The sequence below is a fragment of the Niastella soli genome (assembly GCF_017742245.1).
GTDB lineage: Bacteria > Bacteroidota > Bacteroidia > Chitinophagales > Chitinophagaceae > Niastella > Niastella soli.
This window is the reverse complement of record NZ_JAGHKO010000001.1, coordinates 732,880-750,834: the sequence shown is the minus strand read 5'-3', so window position 1 is coordinate 750,834 and position 17,955 is coordinate 732,880. Positions and strand designations below refer to the sequence as shown.

At 44.5% G+C, this 17,955-nt stretch carries 11 protein-coding genes; 6 read left to right on the top strand and 5 right to left on the bottom strand.

The features are described 5' to 3' along the window. Positions 1-5: 5 nt before the first annotated feature. From J7I42_RS02845 to J7I42_RS02835, 3 genes are all read left to right on the top strand, one after another. Positions 6-506, top strand: a complete 501-nt coding sequence (locus J7I42_RS02845) for a hypothetical protein (protein ID WP_209137258.1) — start codon at positions 6-8, stop codon at positions 504-506. Positions 507-822: 316 nt separating this feature from the next. Then, on the top strand, positions 823-3,921 hold the full coding sequence (locus J7I42_RS02840; protein WP_209137257.1) for a SusC/RagA family TonB-linked outer membrane protein: 3,099 nt from the start codon (positions 823-825) through the stop codon (positions 3,919-3,921). 39 nt (positions 3,922-3,960) lie between these two features. After that, the gene (locus J7I42_RS02835; protein WP_209137256.1) at positions 3,961-5,439 is read left to right on the top strand and encodes a RagB/SusD family nutrient uptake outer membrane protein; all 1,479 of its coding nucleotides are present in this window, start codon (positions 3,961-3,963) and stop codon (positions 5,437-5,439) included. An 80-nt stretch (positions 5,440-5,519) separates the two neighbouring features. On the opposite strand, the gene J7I42_RS02830 is transcribed toward J7I42_RS02835, so the two are convergent. The 5 genes from J7I42_RS02830 to alaS all read right to left on the bottom strand — a co-directional run bounded on the left by J7I42_RS02830 (position 5,520) and on the right by alaS (position 13,235). Beyond that, positions 5,520-6,722: a TlpA family protein disulfide reductase gene (locus tag J7I42_RS02830; RefSeq protein ID WP_209137255.1), complete on the bottom strand. Its 1,203-nt coding sequence runs from the start codon at positions 6,720-6,722 to the stop codon at positions 5,520-5,522. A 21-nt stretch (positions 6,723-6,743) separates the two neighbouring features. After that, the gene (gatB, locus tag J7I42_RS02825; protein ID WP_209137254.1) at positions 6,744-8,192 is read right to left on the bottom strand and encodes an Asp-tRNA(Asn)/Glu-tRNA(Gln) amidotransferase subunit GatB; all 1,449 of its coding nucleotides are present in this window, start codon (positions 8,190-8,192) and stop codon (positions 6,744-6,746) included. Between the two features lie 136 nt (positions 8,193-8,328). After that, positions 8,329-9,333: a PDZ domain-containing protein gene (locus J7I42_RS02820; RefSeq protein WP_209137253.1), complete on the bottom strand. Its 1,005-nt coding sequence runs from the start codon at positions 9,331-9,333 to the stop codon at positions 8,329-8,331. A 101-nt stretch (positions 9,334-9,434) separates the two neighbouring features. Then, positions 9,435-10,490, bottom strand: a complete 1,056-nt coding sequence (locus tag J7I42_RS02815) for a M28 family metallopeptidase (protein WP_209137252.1) — start codon at positions 10,488-10,490, stop codon at positions 9,435-9,437. A 9-nt stretch (positions 10,491-10,499) separates the two neighbouring features. Continuing rightward, positions 10,500-13,235, bottom strand: coding sequence for an alanine--tRNA ligase (gene alaS, locus J7I42_RS02810; RefSeq protein ID WP_209137251.1), 2,736 nt, complete (start codon positions 13,233-13,235; stop codon positions 10,500-10,502). Positions 13,236-13,372: 137 nt separating this feature from the next. Between alaS and J7I42_RS02805 the strand changes: the two genes are divergently transcribed. The 3 genes from J7I42_RS02805 (at position 13,373) to J7I42_RS02795 (ending at position 17,934) form a co-directional block, all read left to right on the top strand. Further along, positions 13,373-14,344, top strand: a complete 972-nt coding sequence (locus J7I42_RS02805; protein WP_209137250.1) for a M23 family metallopeptidase — start codon at positions 13,373-13,375, stop codon at positions 14,342-14,344. A 297-nt stretch (positions 14,345-14,641) separates the two neighbouring features. After that, positions 14,642-15,583, top strand: a complete 942-nt coding sequence (locus J7I42_RS02800) for a helix-turn-helix domain-containing protein (protein ID WP_209137249.1) — start codon at positions 14,642-14,644, stop codon at positions 15,581-15,583. Positions 15,584-15,825: 242 nt separating this feature from the next. Beyond that, positions 15,826-17,934: a TonB-dependent receptor plug domain-containing protein gene (locus tag J7I42_RS02795; RefSeq protein WP_209137248.1), complete on the top strand. Its 2,109-nt coding sequence runs from the start codon at positions 15,826-15,828 to the stop codon at positions 17,932-17,934. The last annotated feature ends 21 nt before the right edge of the window (positions 17,935-17,955 follow it).

Here is a 17,955-nt window from a genome sequence, read left to right as displayed (position 1 = left end):
ATAACATGAAATTCAGAATATATACAGCAGTACTTGGTTTATCAGCCGCCGTTGCACTCGCACTCAATGGTTGTGCTAAACAGGAAACCGATCCGCTTATGGATGCACGGCCCGAGGTGTCTGTTACATTTCCCAATGCCAAAGAATTCCGGCCCGATCCTACCGTTTACTGTTCACTAAATGACAGTATAATCCAGATCGAATTGTCAATTCCGGCCTCAAGCGGGAAAACAATAACGGAAATAAGCAAAATAGCTTCCGGTACTTCGTATACTAAAATACAATCCAATGATATATCAGGCTGGTATGTGGGAACACCTATTCCGGCGACTGGCACAAGCGTTACCTATAAAACTACGCTAAAAGAGTATTTTGCCTTCACAAAAACAACCTCAGTGAAAGCAAATACTGAACTGGCTAACAAGTTTTATTTTTCGGTAAAATTGAATGATGGTAGCCAACTGGTGACTATGCCTGTGCGGGTATATGTATTGCCAAAAATTTAATGTCGTATTTAGTACATACTTGCCCCGACGGTAACCGTCGGGGCTTTTTTATTTTATTTCCCTCCTTCCCCTAATTAAGCAATTGTTTTTGATCAATAAGTTGAATGAAAGATCAATCTGGCAATACTGAGAACGTCCTGATAAACCGTTAGTATCTTTTTAAGTTCTTGTGATCGGAAATATAATATGATCTGGTATATCTGTCGGGCCTGTGCAATATCGTGTATAATTGACCGTAATCGTTGTGAGCTGTGGTTTGATTCCCCCTTTAGTCCTGGTTATTCACTGTTATAACCTAATATAAATAGCAACTCCGATGAGAAAGCTCCTTATGTCTCTATGGTGCAGTTTATTGCTCCTGTCCGGGGACCTCATTGCCCAAACGCGTACCCTTACCGGAAAGGTAATCGACGACAATGGCAAACCCCTAGCCAATGCTTCAGTCATCGTTAAAGGGACCAGGGTGGGTACCATTACGAATACGGATGGTTCATACTCATTGAATGTTCCGGTAGGAGCCAAAACCCTTGTTATTTCTTCCATTGATATGCAGCCGGAAGAAATACAGATCGGCGGCCTTACAGTTTATAACCTGGTATTAAGACCACAGGAGGTATCGATGGATGAAGTGGTTGTAGTAGGTTATAATACCATTGCCAGGCGTTCGCTTACTGGTTCTGTGAGCAAAGTGAGTGGCGAAGCGCTGTCGAACAAACCGGTTGCCAGCTTTGACCAGGCACTCACAGGCAAGGCGGCCGGTGTACTGGTTAATACCTCTTCGGGGCTGGTTGGCGACGATGTGATCATTCGGGTAAGGGGCGGCGCTTCGGTATCAATGGGTGGTTACCCGCTGATCGTACTGGATGGTGTACCGGTAACGCAAGGGAACCAGCACGAGATATATGGTAAGTTCAATGCGCTGGCAGAATTAAACCCGAGTGACATTGAAAATATTGAAGTGCTGAAGGATGCTTCAGCCGCAGCTATTTATGGGTCACGCGGATCTGCAGGAGTATTGCTTATTACCACTAAAAAAGGAAAAGCCGGTACCACCAGCCTGAACTACGATAATTATATTGGGTTTAATGAACCCACCCGACAACTACAGGTATTGAATGCGCCTGACTACATGGCTACCATTAATAAATTAAAAAGCAATGCAGGATTGCCGGCCAGCGCCTTTTATGGCGATATAGATAATGATGGAAAAGCTGATACAATCAATACCAACTGGCAGGATGAACTCTTCCATAAAGGGCTGGTACAAAACCATAATGTGGCTATAAGCGGAGGCTCTGCAAGCTCCACTTATTTTGCTTCCTTAAACTACAATGAAAACCAGGGCTACCTTAAACCCACCTTACAAAAAAGAGGATCAGCCCGTCTGAATATGACCTCAAAGGTTACCGACTGGTTGCAGTTTGGCGTTAACACGCAGTATTCACGTACCAGGATGAATAACTTAGGCTCTGGAGTAGGCACTGCTTTTTCGGGAGTGCCGAGTGCGCCATTAACTGCATTGCCAAACATTCCTGTTTATAGCCCCGATGGAAACTATTATACAGGGCTGGGTGGAAATAAAAACCTGTCAGGATACTTTACACCAAACCCTGTAGCGGTGACCCAAATGAATTATGAAGACCGTGATGCGCACCGTTTTATTGGAAGTGCTTTTGGCGAGCTGCAACTGATAAAAGGGCTTAAATTGAAAAGCCAGGTGAACGTTGATTATTCAAGCGCTTATATTGATGCCTACTGGAATAAAGATATTGGAGATGGGGCTGGGCCCGGCGGAGTACGACAAACCAACTATAATGAAAAAAATACCTGGAGTTGGTTCAATACATTAAATTATAACCGGCAAATAGGCGCCGATCATGAATTGAATGTACTGGCTGGTACAGAGTACACCCGCCGTACTGCTAAATTCTCCTACAATTCAGGATATGGAATTTTTAATCCTGACCTGTTGATAATAAATACCGCCAATTACCAGGATGTGCTGGCCTATGATGGAATAGATGGCATTGACGATGGGCTGGCTTCTTATTTTGGCTGGGTCAATTACGGCTTTAGAAAAAAATACCTGGCTACATTTAATTTCAGAACAGATGCCGATAGCCGCTTTGGCAAAGATAAAAGATGGGGGTACTTTCCTTCTGGTTCGGTGGCCTGGCGGGTAACCGAAGAAGATTTTATGCGCCCCTATGTTTTTGTGAACGATCTGAAACTGAGAGCCAGCTATGGGGTAACAGGCAACTCAAATATTGGTTATTTCCCTGCACTTAGTACCATTGAACCGGACACCTATGCCGACATTCCGGTTCTTTCATTAACTAACCCGGGGAATTCTGCCTTAGGCTGGGAACGGCATGTACAATTTGATGCCGGTATTGATGCGCTGTTGTGGAAGAATACCAGCTTTACACTTGACTATTATAACCGAAAGACCCTTGACCTGATACTAAGGAACCCGGTGCTGGCAACGCTTGGTTTCCCTGACAATACTATTACCGAAAATGTTGGTGAATTGCAAAGCCGTGGTATTGAATTGTCCGTGGCTACCCCGGTATGGCATGGGAGGAATTTTGCCTGGGATATTAATTTCAATATGGCCTGGAACAAAACCAAAGTGATTGCCACCAATCTGTTTGGCGACGATCTGTATGATAATAATGATCCGAATGCTACTTATTCCATTGCCCGGCCTGGACAGCCATTAGGGGTATTTTATCTCATCCGATGGGCCGGGGTAAACCCGCTGAATGGCCTGCCTACTTTTTGGGATGTAAATGGCAATCAAAAACAATTTGATAAGGCAAACGCAGCTATGCCCTGGACCCTGGTTGCCGATGGCAGCAAAACTTCAGGGATAACTGCTTCAGACAGGGTATTAACAAATAAATCGCCCTATCCAAAGCTCTATGGAGGTATTAGTCAAACTTTCAAATACCTCGGTTTTGATGCAAGCGTCGATCTGCAATATGCGCTTGGATTTTATATCTACAATCAAACCAGGGCGAACCTGATGGCATTTGATAATTCAAAGAATAAATTGGTTGATATACAGCATGCCTGGACAAAAGCCGGCGATAACACCGATGTGCCCCGCCTATACTGGAGCGATAACTTCTGGACGAAAAATGCATCGACACGCTGGTTGGAAAAAGGCGATTTTCTGCGGGTCCGTAATGTGCAGATAGGTTACACCATTCCCAGGGCCATTAGCGAACGTATAAAGGTAAACAGGTTACGGTTCTATGTACAGGGTAGTAACCTGTACACATTCACCGGCTATACCGGCATTGACCCCGAAGCAAATTATGTAGGGGAAACCAACATTGGATTGGGGATCGATAAATTCAGACCTTATTTTTCCCGCACCTATACCATGGGTGTTAACCTGGGTTTATAAGTGCCGAATTGAATTAAAGACTAAAATTTAAAATATTTTATGCGATATATAGTATATAGTCTCCTGGTTATAGTGCTTGTAGACAGTTCCTGTCAGAAGAAAGTACTCGATATTAAACCGAAGGACATACTTTATAATGATCTTGCTTTTTCAACACCCGAAAAAATTGAGGCTGCTACAATTGCCGGTTATGATGGCTTACAGAATTATCAATTTTTAGCCGGGCGGGCATTGCTTTATGTTGATGCGATGGGAGAAGATATTATTGACCGGGGGCAAACTACGGGCGATATAAATCACTTTGGCCAGTTGTCAAACAGTGCTTTTGCTGCCAGTGTATGGAGTGCAGGTTATGATGCAATAGGAAGAGCCAACAGGACCCTGTCGGGTATTATGGACAATAGCGATAAGCTGAACCCAACTAAGGCCAAAGAACTGATAGCAGAATGTAAGTTTGTTAGGGCGGTGGCCAATTTCTACCTGGTTAATTTTTATGCACAACCTTATGGGTTCACCCTCGATGCGTCGCACCCGGGCATACCATTAATAACCGTGAGCTATACTTCAAACGATCCCGATGCCAATAAGCCAAGGGCAAGTGTAGGCGCCGTATATACGGCCATTATAGATGACCTTACAGCAGCGTTGGCCGATCTGCCTGTAAGTTATCCCAATGTTACAGATACTGTTTACAATAATAAGACCCGTGGTACCAAAGCGGCTGCAGCTTCCTTTTTATCCCGGGTTTATTTGTATAAAGGTGATTATTCCAATGCAAAAAAATATGCGCTGGATGTTATCAACGGAATGTATGGGACCTTTGCGTTGAACAGCACGGTAGATGGTGCCTTTGGCCCCACGCATTATATGACAAAAGAGACCATTTGGTCAATCCCAAATAACAGTAATGATAACCCAAGTACTAATTATTCCCTGCCTCAGAATTATAACGCGTTGGGTAGGGCTGATCTGGCAGTTTCCCCAACCTTTCTCGATACGGTAACCAATCGGTACTTTGGCAAGGGTGATAAAAGAAGAAGCATGATCGTAACAGGAGTGGGGACCTACAGTACCCTAAGCTTCACCACGAAATATCCTGATATCAATTCCCGGGCCGACTGGGCGCCGATCATCAGGTATCCGGAAGTGTTATTGACTTATGCCGAGGCCCAGGCCCGTACAGCTACGGGAATTGATGGGGATGCTGTTGCCAAGCTAAATGTGGTAAGGGACCGCGCCAAAGCTGATACTACCTTATCTTATACGGTGAATAGTTTTTATAATAACGACTCATTAATTGCTGCCATCTTAGGGGAACGCCGCATCGAACTGGCTTTTGAAGGCCACCGCTTTTGGGACCTGATGCGCATAAAAGCGACTGTGACCAATAAGTATGATAGTGATGGGCAAAAGAAATTATCCGATCAGCCTTTTGGCGCTCAAAAGAACATTTTTCCTATTCCACAACTGGAAGTAGATAAAAGCAAAAAAGTACTGGCACAAAACGAAGGGTATTGAGTATTTGCCAGGCATAAAAAGAAAACGTCCCGACACCAGCCGGGACGTTTTGCTTTATACAACTTAAAGCCCTATGAAAGTTATTTCAGAAATATTTCGTGTAATTTATTTTCCAGCTCTTCGCCACGCAATCCCTCACCAATCACATTGCCATCCGGATCGATCAATACATTGTAAGGGATGCCAGTGAAACCAAAAGTAGTTACTGCTTTGCTGTCCCAGAATGCGAGGTCGCTTACATGCGTCCATTTCAACTGATCTTCTTTGATAGCTGCTAACCAGTTATCTTTCTTTTTATCAAGCGACACACCCAGGATGGTGAAGTTTTTGTCTTTGTATTTGTTGAAAGCGGCAACCACATTCGGGTTTTCGGCGCGGCAGGGCTGGCACCAGCTTGCCCAGAAATCAACCAGTAAATACTTTCCTTTGAAATTTGAGATAGAAACCTTTTTGCCATTTACATCAGGTAAGGTCAATTCGGGTGCTTTCTTACCCATCCAGGCATTTTGTTGTTCCTGTTCTGCTCTTATTTTTTCAACCTGTTCTTTGTAAGCATTGTATCTTTTCTTCATTTCCGCCAGGTTCGAATCGCTGCTATACTTTTGCGTTAAGCCGTTAAGGGCTGTTTCAAACTCGGTTTGTGGCAGTGTTTTAGCCGACCGGCCTAATACAAACGCGGCCACTACTGGTTGGCTTACATCACCCATCATGCGCTTCATATACTCGTTCAGTTCCGTAATAGCAGCGTTCTTGCGGTTGGTACAATTAAGCAAAGTACTGTCCGGCGCGCCAATGCGTTTAAGGCTATCCAACTGGTTCATGGATTGCTCGGCGCTAACGCTTTTAGAATCGTAGGTGAAAATAAAATCCTGCAGCTCCCGGCTGGCTACAGAACCGGCCACCGTATAAAATTTCTCATTGGCCATATCAACGTCAACGGTGATGCTGGGAACATCGTTCACCAGGGGTACCATGGGGCCATCGGCCACCACCAGGTTGTACATGCCAACATCAGGGGCCTGGCCTTTTAAGGCATAAGTCCTTTTATCGGCAGAAACAGTAACTGAATCCAACTGAACAGGTGGCAGGTCGCCACCAAATGGCACTTCATATAAGAACAGCGTAACCTTCCCGTTTTTAACTGCATTAGGGTACTGCTTAGCTACTTTATCCAGGTTGGCAATATTGCCGGTTACCTCCAGGGTGCCCTTCTCCTTTGCACCACAGGCGCCCAGTGTAACCACTATTATGATCGGCAACAGCCAGTACGAAATTCGTTTCATCTATGTGATTTTTGTTTATAGTTACTGCAGTTTCTTTAAAAGGATATCGTTGGTAAGTTTTGGATCAGCTTTGCCTTTTGATACCTTTTTTACCTCGCCTACAAATAACCCGATCAATCCCTTTTTACCTTTTTTGTATTCTGACACTTTATCGGGCATTTTGTTCAATACTTCTTCTACCCAGGCGGCTACATTGCCTTCATCAGAATCCTGCAACAGGTTCAATTCTTTTGCTATTTGCAACGGTTGTTTACCTGGTTCTTTCAACAAGGCCGCAAATATTTTGGTTGAAGCTACAGAGAAGTTCACCTGGTTGCTATCGATCAGGGCTATTAGGGCGGCAATAACGGCCGGTTGTAAAGGAAAGGCGGTAATAGGCTCATTGGTTTCATTCAACCATGATTTAATGGGCCCCAGCATCCAGTTGGCGGCTGCTTTATAGTTGACCGCGTGCTCGATGATCTGTTCAAAATATACCGCCAGTTCTTTTTCATCTGTTATTACCCGGGCATCGTATTCAGGTAATTGTAATTGTTGGGTATACCGTGCCACGCGTTCTTCAGGCAAGGCCGGAATGGAGTTGCTGACTTCCTGCAGCAGTGCATCCGTTACCACGAACGGAGTCAGATCGGGATCGGCAAAGTACCGGTAATCATTGGCGTCTTCTTTGGTGCGCAGCGCGAAGGTAGTGCCATTGGCGGCATCAAAACTTCTTGTCTGTTGAATAATCTTGTCGCCGGATTCTATAATATCTACCAGGCGTTTTGCTTCGAATTCAATTGCCCGTTTTACGTTCCGGATAGAGTTGAGGTTCTTTACCTCTACCTTGGTGCCCAGGTTGGGGTCGCCAATTTTGCGTACAGATATGTTGGCGTCGCACCGCATACTGCCTTCTTCCATGTTGCCATCGCAGATCTCGAGATAGCGCAACAGCTTTCGCAGTTCAGTAAGATAGGCATACGCCTCATCACCACTATGAATATCTGGTTCGGTAACTATCTCAACCAGCGGTACCCCGGCACGGTTATAATCGACACAGGTGTTATTAGGATCAACATCGTGCAGGCTTTTACCCGCATCTTCTTCCATGTGAATACGGTTGAGCCTGATATCCCTGGAGCCTTCCTGGGTACGGATGGTTACATGTCCGCCCACGCAAACAGGGGTTGTATGTTGTGTTAATTGATAGCCTTTGGGCAAATCGGGATAAAAATAATTTTTGCGGGCAAAATAATTATGCCGGGTAATAGAGCAATTACAAGCCAGGCCTATTTTAACTGCATAGGAAATGGCCTTTTTATTCAATTTGGGCAAGGTGCCGGGGTGCGCCAACGTAATAGGGCTAATGTGTGTATTGGGATCGCCGCCAAAAGCAGCGCTATCGCCACAAAACAACTTGCTGTCAGTGAGTAATTGGGCATGCACTTCCAAACCTACAACTACCTCATATGCATCGTAAATTGTCGACATATTATTCTAATTGCCTAAAATGGTGAAAAATCAGACAAAAATACCTCATTTCTGGTTATGGTATTTTTAATAAAAAAGCCGCTCCGCCCAGCTAAACGGGAGGAACGGCTGTAATATAGGGCTGCTATTTGAAAACTTACAAATTGGCCGTATTTAGCTTTTTAGGCGTCTTTATTTCAACTGATTGTGATTTGCCATTCCGGTTAAAGGTTACCTTAACCGCTGTTTTATCCCCCGATCCGCGGGAGGCATTTATCAGGTCCTGCGTGTTGTTTACTTTTTTACCATCGAACTCAGTGATCACGTCGTCTTTTTTAATGCCGGCTTTTTCAGCTGCTGATTCGTTATCCACATCCAATACTTTTACGCCAATGCCATTGTCGGTATCCTGTGCTTTTATGCCCAAACGGGGTTTGCCCATACTGTACCTAAAGCTCCTGTCAAAGTTGTGGTTGAAATTTTCATTGTCTTGCCAGTCGAAATTAAAGTTTGGCAGTGGGTCAAAATTCGGCGACGTAAAAGTCAGGCTGCCGTGGTTCTTTTTGCCCAGCGTAACATTGGTTGATTGAATTTTCCCTTTCCTGTCATAAGTGACGTCTATTTTATCCTCAGGTTTGTGTTTGCGGATGATGCGGGTAAGATCGTCGGGACCATTGACAGTTTCATTATCAATTTTTGTAATGATGTCGTTTTCTTTTAAACCGGCTTTATCTGCTGCACTGTTCTCTGTAACATCCTGAATTTCGGCCCCGCCCTTCTCTGCTTTTTCGGTAATTACACCCAAAAAAGGGCTTTTGTCTAAGAATAAATTGTTAGAGCCATCAAAATGGAACGAATTGGCACCCGTAAAAGGGGAGTGGCCTGGTCCATAAATGAGGGTCCTGCCTTTTTTTATAACTATATTATCATCATCAAAATCGTCCAGCGGCTTTCCATTCACTATTACTTCATCATCTTTTATTTCGATGGTGATCTTGGTGTCTTTATCACCTTTTCTTTTGATGATGATCTCTTCATTATCGTTCATTTTGGATTTGTCCTTATCCTTGTCTTTATCTTTTGTATCCTGGGCTGCCAGTGGCTGGCATAACAGCAGGAACACGGCTGCAATGGCGGTGCAGGAAATCAGGAATCGTCTCATAGTATGTTGTTTTTTTAAGTGTTGGTAATGTTCTACGTCGATCTTCGTACATCAAATATAGGGATTTAATTGAAATACGAAAATTTTCGGAAATGTTAAGTTTAGTGAAGTTTTCGGGGGGTATCAGTTCCGTTAACAAGGCCGGCAGCGCCTAATGCAATGGCTTTCACTACTTCTGCCATAAATGGATAGTCGAGTGTTTCCACCTCATCGTTGAGGGAATGATAATACATATCGTGGGGAGAAGTACACATGAGCGTGTGGGCGGCTATATGTTTCCGGGCAAAAGAATAGTTATCTGACCGCTTAAATAAATTGTCAAAAAGGAATGGGTCGCCTTTGAAATAGTGGCTGCCATAGGAAGGGGCAAGCGCAAATAATTTTTTATTGAGCAGTTTTTTCAGGCTCGTATATTTATCTCCGGTTATGTACGGATTTTTTTTGTCGGCTGCTAATGGACGCCCGATCATATCCATATTGATCATGGCTTTGATGGCTTTGGTATTGAGCGTTTTTACCAGTTCTTTGGATCCGAGCAGGCCTTCTTCTTCGCCTGAAAATGCAATGAACAAAATGGTTCGTTCCCGGTTGGGTTGTTGGGCAAAATAACGGGCTAAATGAATAAGACCGCTGATCCCTGAGGCATTGTCGTTGGCGCCATTAAAAATATCATCTGTTTCTTCGGGATTGCCTTTTTCTGGTGACTGGTAAAAGGTGCTGTATTTTTTGGTGCCTACGTGATCGAGGTGTGCGCTGAAAATGATGATCTCTTTTGCTTTTGTAGTTCCGGGAAGCGCAGCTACCACGTTGTAAGAAATTAAATCAGCGGGAGGCTGAAAGTTAAAGATGGGTGCCGTAAATCCCCAATTTTTTGTTTCAACCGGCAATTGAAAGGAAAATAGATAATCTTTATTTGCCCCTATTGGCAAAGCGCCGGCATTCTTTAATTCTTCACTGATGAACAGGGCTGCTTCAGTTGCTTTTTTGGTACCTGAAAGGCGTCCCTGAAAGCTGTCTGCCGCCAGTGTTTGCACCAGGGCTTTCAGGGACGAAGCGGTTATTATTGAATCAATAGATATAGATACTGACTGGGCGGTGCCAATGGCTGCCTTGCTACATAAGAATACAATAAGGAATAATCGGGTACGGAATTGCATTCACCTATATTACAGTAAACTTTTCACTTTCTCTATCACCTGTTGCAGGTTGCTGGCATCCTGTCCACCGGCTGTTGCCAGTGTTTTTTGTCCGCCGCCACCGCCTTTTATCAGGGGAGCGATGTGCTCTTTAATGATCTTGCCGGCATCGAGTGAACGGGCGGCTGCTACGGTATCGGCTATGCCTACGGCCACAAAGGGCTTGCCGCCGATATTGGCGCATAACACCACCACATGATCGTTCAGGTGATTCTTCAGGTCAAAAGCCAGTTTCTTTAATGCATCGGCATTGCCTACTTCAACAATATCGCCCACGAATGTAACGCCGTTGATGATCTCATCTTTATGTAATAATTCATTGCGAACGCCTACCAGTATTCGGTTTTCCAGGTGTTCCAGTTTCTTCTTCAGATCGCTGTTGTCGGCTGCCAGGTTTTGAACGGCTTTTAACAGATCGGCCGGGCTTTTCAATTCTTCTTTAACCAGTTGCAACTGGGTTAATTGTTCATTTATGAATTGTTCAGCTGCCAGTCCGCAAAGCGCTTCAATACGGCGTACGCCCGCGGCTACGGCTGTTTCGTGTTTAATTTTAAACAGACCCAGTTCGCCCGTAGCGCCTACGTGTGTACCACCGCACAGTTCCACTGAATAGGCGGGGTCTATGACCACTACGCGCACCACATCACCATATTTTTCACCAAACAACGCCATGGCGCCCAGTTTAAGGGCATCTTCCTTAGGCATTTCTTTTATTACCACCGGTATGTTGGCGCGGATCTTTTCATTTACAATAGCTTCCACTTTCGCAATTTCATCGGTAGTCATTTTGGCGAAATGCGAAAAGTCGAAACGCAGGTATTCATCATTCACCAGCGAGCCTTTTTGTGCTACATGTGTACCCAGTACTTTACGCAGGGCTGCATGTAACAGGTGGGTGGCTGAGTGGTGAACGGCGGTTTTGGCCCGGCGTTCGGTATTGATGCGGGCATCCACAATCCCGGTTATATTGATCGGCAGTTTCTCAACAAAATGAATGGTGAGGTCATTCTCCTTTTTGGTATCTATAACAGCTACTTCCTCCCCTTCAAAAAATAAAGTGCCGGTATCACCTACCTGTCCGCCGCTTTCGGCGTAAAAAGGCGTTGTGGTTAACACCAGTTGGAAGGATGTTTTTCCTTTGGCAGTTACCTTGCGGTATTTCACCACTTTGGTTTCAGCCTGGGTATGATCATAGCCAACAAAGCTGGTACTGCCATTTTCACTCAACACAACCCAATCTTCAGCACTAATAGCGGTAGCGGCCCGGGCGCGGTCTTTTTGTTGCTGCATTTCGGCATCAAAACCTTTCTCATCTACCTCCAGGTTATTTTCACGGGCTATTAATCTGGTAAGGTCAATAGGGAAGCCGTATGTGTCGTACAACTCAAAGGCTGCTGAGCCATTGATGGTCTTGTTTTTGGTGGAAGCGATGATCTCATCAATTTTCTTCAACCCTTTTTCCAGTGTGCGCAGGAAAGATTCTTCTTCTTCCTTTATTACTTTGGCCACAAAGTCCTGCTGTTGCTGCAGTTCAGGGAACACAGTTTTGAACTGAGTAGCCAGAACAGGCACCAGTTGGTGCAACAGGGGTTGTTTATAATCGAGATAGGTATAATAATAACGAACCGCCCGGCGTAAAATACGGCGGATCACATAACCAGCGCCAGTACTGGACGGCAGCTGACCGTCGGCAATAGTGAAACTGATGGCGCGAATATGATCGGCCAGTACCCGGAATGCTACAGCCTGGTGCCAGTCGGCAATGGTTCCAGGAGTGGCTTTCGGATCATATTTCTTATTCGTGATCTGTTCAATAACGGCGAGTGTGCCGGTGAAAACATCAGAATCGTAATTGGATTGTTTGCCTTGCAGCACCCTGACCAGGCGTTCAAAGCCCATCCCGGTATCCACGTGTTTGGCGGGAAGGGACTCCAGTTTGGTTAATTCTGTTATTTTTTTACCACGAAGTTCTTTTGCTTCTTCGCCCTTGTTTTTTTCCTGCCATTCTGTAAATGCCTTCAGCCCGCCTTTTTCATTGTTCCAGATGCGATTGAACTGCATAAATACATTGTTCCAGATCTCGATCACCTGGGGATGGTCATTATTCACCAGTTCAGCACCGCTTTGTTGTTTCCTTTCTTCGTCGGTACGGCAGTCAACATGGATTTCAGAACAGGGACCACAGGGGCCGGTATCGCCCATTTCCCAGAAATTATCTTTTTTATTGCCTGGCAAAATGCGGTCGGGCGCCACAAATTTGCTCCATTCGTTAAAAGCTTCCTCGTCCTTGGCGAGATTTTCAGTTGCATCGCCTTGAAAATAAGTTACATATAACCGGTCTTTGGGTATTTTGTAAACTTCGGTAAGCAGCTCCCAGCTCCAGGCAATGGCTTCTTTTTTGAAATAGTCGCCAAAGCTCCAGTTGCCGAGCATTTCAAACATCGTATGGTGGTAGGTATCAACGCCTACTTCTTCCAGGTCGTTGTGCTTACCACTTACCCGAAGGCATTTTTGGGTATCCGCCACCCGGGGAAAGGGCGCTTTTTTATTTCCGAGGAAGTAATCTTTAAACTGGTTCATACCCGCATTGGTAAATAGCAGGGTAGGGTCATTTTTAACCACAATAGGGGCTGATGGTACAATTTCGTGTCCCTTATTACGGAAAAAATCCATAAATAGCTGTCGTATTTCTGCGCTGGTCATCATAAAACGGAACGATCTTTGATAAAAATTGACACTTAAGCCTTTATATTTGTAAATGTTACCGATATGGCAACGGCAGCAAAGGTAATTTAATTCGGGCTGTTTTGCTGAAAAGCAACCTTGGTAATCGGCTTGTATCCATGAAGAAGATAAAGTACTACTACAATACCAATACACTCCGTTATGAAAAACTGGAGACTCCGCTGCACGTTAAACTGCTGCGCGTGTTCGGTTTTATATCGGCCGCTATAGTTACTTCAGTTATAATTGTTTCTGTCGCGTATAAGTATTTCCCTTCCAGTAATGAGAAAAGGTTGATGCAGTATAATGAACAACTGCAGGAACGCTATTGGGTGCTGGATGAACAGGTGGCGAAAATGCAACAACGCATGACCCAGCTGGAAGAACGCGATAACGACATCTACCGGACCATTTTTGAGGCCAACCCTATCCCTGACAGCATGCGCGCCAAGGAAATGGCCCAGCAGAAAGAAAATGAAATGGTGGCCAGCATGACCAATTATGAGCTGGAAAACTCTATTGTACGCTCCCTCCACAACCTGGAAAACCGCATGGGCGCCCAGGAGAAATCATATGTTGAAATAACCAGTTTTATCAAGAATAAAGAACAGCTATTGGCCTGTACGCCAGCTATTCAGCCGGTTAGCAACAGCGACCTAAAGCGCCTGGCTTCCGGTTTTGGTTATCGTATTGACCCGGTGTATAAAACGGTAAAAATGCACGCCGGTCTCGACTTTGCCGCTCCTCAGGGTACCCCTATTTACGCTACTGCCAATGGTTCTGTAAAAGTAGCTGGCAATTTGGGTAATGGCTATGGTAATCACGTTGTTCTGAACCATGGTTATGGGTATGAGACCCTCTACGGCCACATGTACCGTATTAAAGTAAAACCCGGCGATAAAATAAAACGTGGTGAGATCATCGGCTGGGTGGGCAGTACAGGTAAATCAACCGGCCCCCACTGTCACTATGAGGTACATAAGAATGGCCGCCACCTCGATCCTGTTTACTTCTTCTACAACGACCTTTCCCCCGAACAGTACGATCGATTGCTGAAGATGTCCTCTTCAAGCAACCAGAGCTTTGATTAGTGTCGTGAATGTTCAGTGGATAATTAGATCGCAATTCGCAGATTAATTAATCTTAATGCGTTATTGGAGAATCATTGTCTATGCGCACTTTTTAAATGTGCGTCAAACAATTTTAATGAACCCATGTTATTGGAGGCTGGAACTTCTGATGTCTGAATAAGCAGCTGGTTTTCAGTTGATGGTACTTTTTCATTGACCATTGGCCATTACCATTGACCTATTCTGACATTTTAATGACGTCGAAACCGACAAACCATTGGGAATTTTAACGTTGTACCTGTAAATTTGCGTCCGAATATGTATAATCCGCCTGATATACTTTCAATGGCTTACAAGCAGCCGATCATGCATGATCAGTTACAACTGTTGCAGGAAAAAGAGCAACAGATGCCTGGTTCGGTGCAGTATGCCATAAAAAGATACCGGAAACATCCACAATGGAATATTGAGGATACCGGGGTATTGGTATATCATTACAAAAAATCAGCCCCACAGGAAAACTATGTGGAGCTTCGTTTTTGTATTTCGGGTAATATGTATTGCAATCAGAAAGAGGTGGAATGCGATCAGTGTAAACTGAATACCTCAAAGAACTGTGCTGAAAGAGTGGAAAGCATTGATGTAATGACCTTCCGCTTTCTGTCTGTACACCTGTCGCAATTTGTAAAACCCGGTAAAATGAAGACCATTACCGATGAGGTTTTACAATTTGTTCATCCTTCTTCTTTTTCGAAAATATTGCCTTTATGCGGCCGTACCCGCCAGGTACTGGAAGCATTGTTAGGCCATACTTATACTGATAGCCTGGAAAATATCTTTATCAATGGCCAAAGCCAGATGCTGTTGTTGTACAGCCTCGAATGTATGCTGGGCGATGATAAAGAAATAGAACCATTCCAATGCAAGTTCCTGGCTAATGAAGCCGATCGAGAAAAGATCGTGAAAGCCCGGGAAATTTTACTGCAACACATTGGTGAGCCTATTACCATTAAAGAACTGAGCCGTAAAGTAGCCATCAATGAATGCTATCTGAAAAAAGGCTTCAAAGAATTGTACGGCACTACTATCTTCGACTTCTACCAAAGCCAGCGCATGGAACATGCACGGTATTTATTATATGAGAAAGGGTTGACCGTAACCGAAGTATCTATGATGCTGGGCTATTCTTCTATCTCACACTTCTCCACTGCTTTTAAAAAGCAAACCGGTTTGAAGCCTTGTGAGCTGTTACTCCATTAATGCGTAACGCTTAACGCGCAACACAAAATTCAAATAACAAATAGGGACGCTGAATAACTGCGAGCCAGGTGTTCAGCTTTCAACGTTCAGGGTTCGGCGTTTCCGCTTCGCGTAAATCAATTTCCTTTTTTTGTAACTACTACACTTCGGTAGTTCCATAGTTTTGTATCACTCCACATTACGGCAGGCTAACCCCGCTTGCAATTCCTGTATTTATTTAATTACTAATTCAACAGTACAATATGCTGAAACAGCTATATTATATTGTACCAGCAATGCTTTGCTGTTACCTGACTGCAAGGGCTCAACAGACCGAACCGGACACTACTTCCCGGGAGTCGCTTGATGAGGTAGTGGTAACAGCTACCCGTACTCCGCGTTCGATAAAGAATGTTCCGGTGCCGGTAACGGTTATCGGGCAGGATAAGATCGAACGTATGGGGGCATTGCGGTTGAATGAAGTGTTGACTGAACAGGTAGGGCTGCAAATTATTAGTGACCATGGTACTGGCATACAATTACAAGGGTTAAGTTCCGATTACATTTTAATACTTATTGATGGCGAACCGGTTATTGGTCGTACCGCCGGAACATTAGATCTTACCCGGCTGGCTATAGGTAACATACAACGCATTGAAATTGTAAAAGGCCCGTCCTCATCGTTATATGGCAGCGAAGCCATGGGCGGCGTAATAAATATTATTACCAAGAAGATACCGGCTGCTTACACGGGGCAGGTACGCGCCCGGGTTAGACGATATAATACGATTGACCTTACTGCCGAAGCTGCCAGACAAAATGAACGCTGGGGCTGGTACCTGTTTGTGAACAGGCTTTCTACCAATGGATATAATACAACGGATAGTATTTCAAAAGCAATTCCTGCATACACAGCCTGGACGTTCAATCCAAAGCTGCAAATCAAGCTCAGTTCAAAGTGGGAGTTGACGCTCAATACCCGGTTTTATCTTGAAGAACAAAAGAATAATCTGGCAGTGGCCGAGGGCAATGGCCTGCACCTGTTAAAAGACCGCACCCGGAACACTGATTTGAACATTGCCCCCGTGCTTACCTTTAAACCCAATAATGACAACCGGTTGCAGGTGCGTAATTATATTACGGCCTATCATACCAAAACGTTCATCGATTACCAGCCTGAGAATACTCCGTATGATGAAAGCTATTTCAATCAGCAGTTTTACCGCACCGAAGCACAATACGATCATTCTTTCTCAGAAGCCCATACCAGTACAATTGGGGCAGGTAATATTATAGAAGCGGTGGAGGCCACTCGCTATGATAACAATAACAAACTAACACAACAATATATTTTTGGCCAGCATCAATGGATGCCCTCCAAACAATTTAACCTCGTGGCTGGCTTCCGGTACGACCGGCATAACCAGTACCGGGATCGAATTAGTCCTAAACTTTCGTTGCGATGGAATGTCAACCGTCGGCTGTCGATACAAGCTTCGGCCGGCGGTGGCTATAAAGCACCCGATTTCAGACAAATGCTGTTGAACTTTACCAACCCGGTAGCAGGGTATAGTGTGTTTGGTACCAGCGTAGTAGGGGCAGGCATATCCCGGTTACAAGCGGAAGGACAGATCAGCAGTTTATACCTCGACCCCGCCACTATTCAAAACATAAAGGCAGAAAGTTCCATAGCCTTTAATACAAGTGTGCTGTATACGCCGGCTAACCGCTTAACGGTTCAACTGAATGTTTTCCGTAATAATATTAGTGACCTGATTGATACCCGTCCTATTGCTTTAAAAACAAACGGACAGAATGTATTCAGCTATTTCAATTACAACAAGGTTTTTACCCAGGGAATAGAGTTTCAATCCAGCTATTCCCTGCCATTCGGATTACAGGTGTCTGCTGCCTATCAATACCTCGATGCCAAAGATGCTACCGTGTGGGATAATATAAAAGCGGGTAACGTGTATTACCGCGACGCTTCCAATGTTGATAGGAAAGTAAAGCGTCAGGATTATGGAGGCTTGTATAATCGCTCTAAACATTCGGGTAATATTAAACTCCTGTACGATGATACCCGCTTTAATTACAATGTTTCCCTTCGCGGCATTTACCGTGGCAAATTTGGCTATGGGGGTGATGTAAACAGTAATGCCATTCTCGATGATCCGGCAGAATATGCGGATGGGTATACTGTATGGAATTTATCAGCACAAAAGTTTTTCAATAAGATAACCGTAGAAGCAGGGGTGAACAACCTGTTCAAAGCAACCAATACCTACGATCCCTTACTGGCCGGCCGGCAGTGGTATGTAGGCGCTGCGTTGCGGTTTGTAAAAAACACCCGGCAACAAACCAGTAAATAAAACAAGCATTAAACACACAAA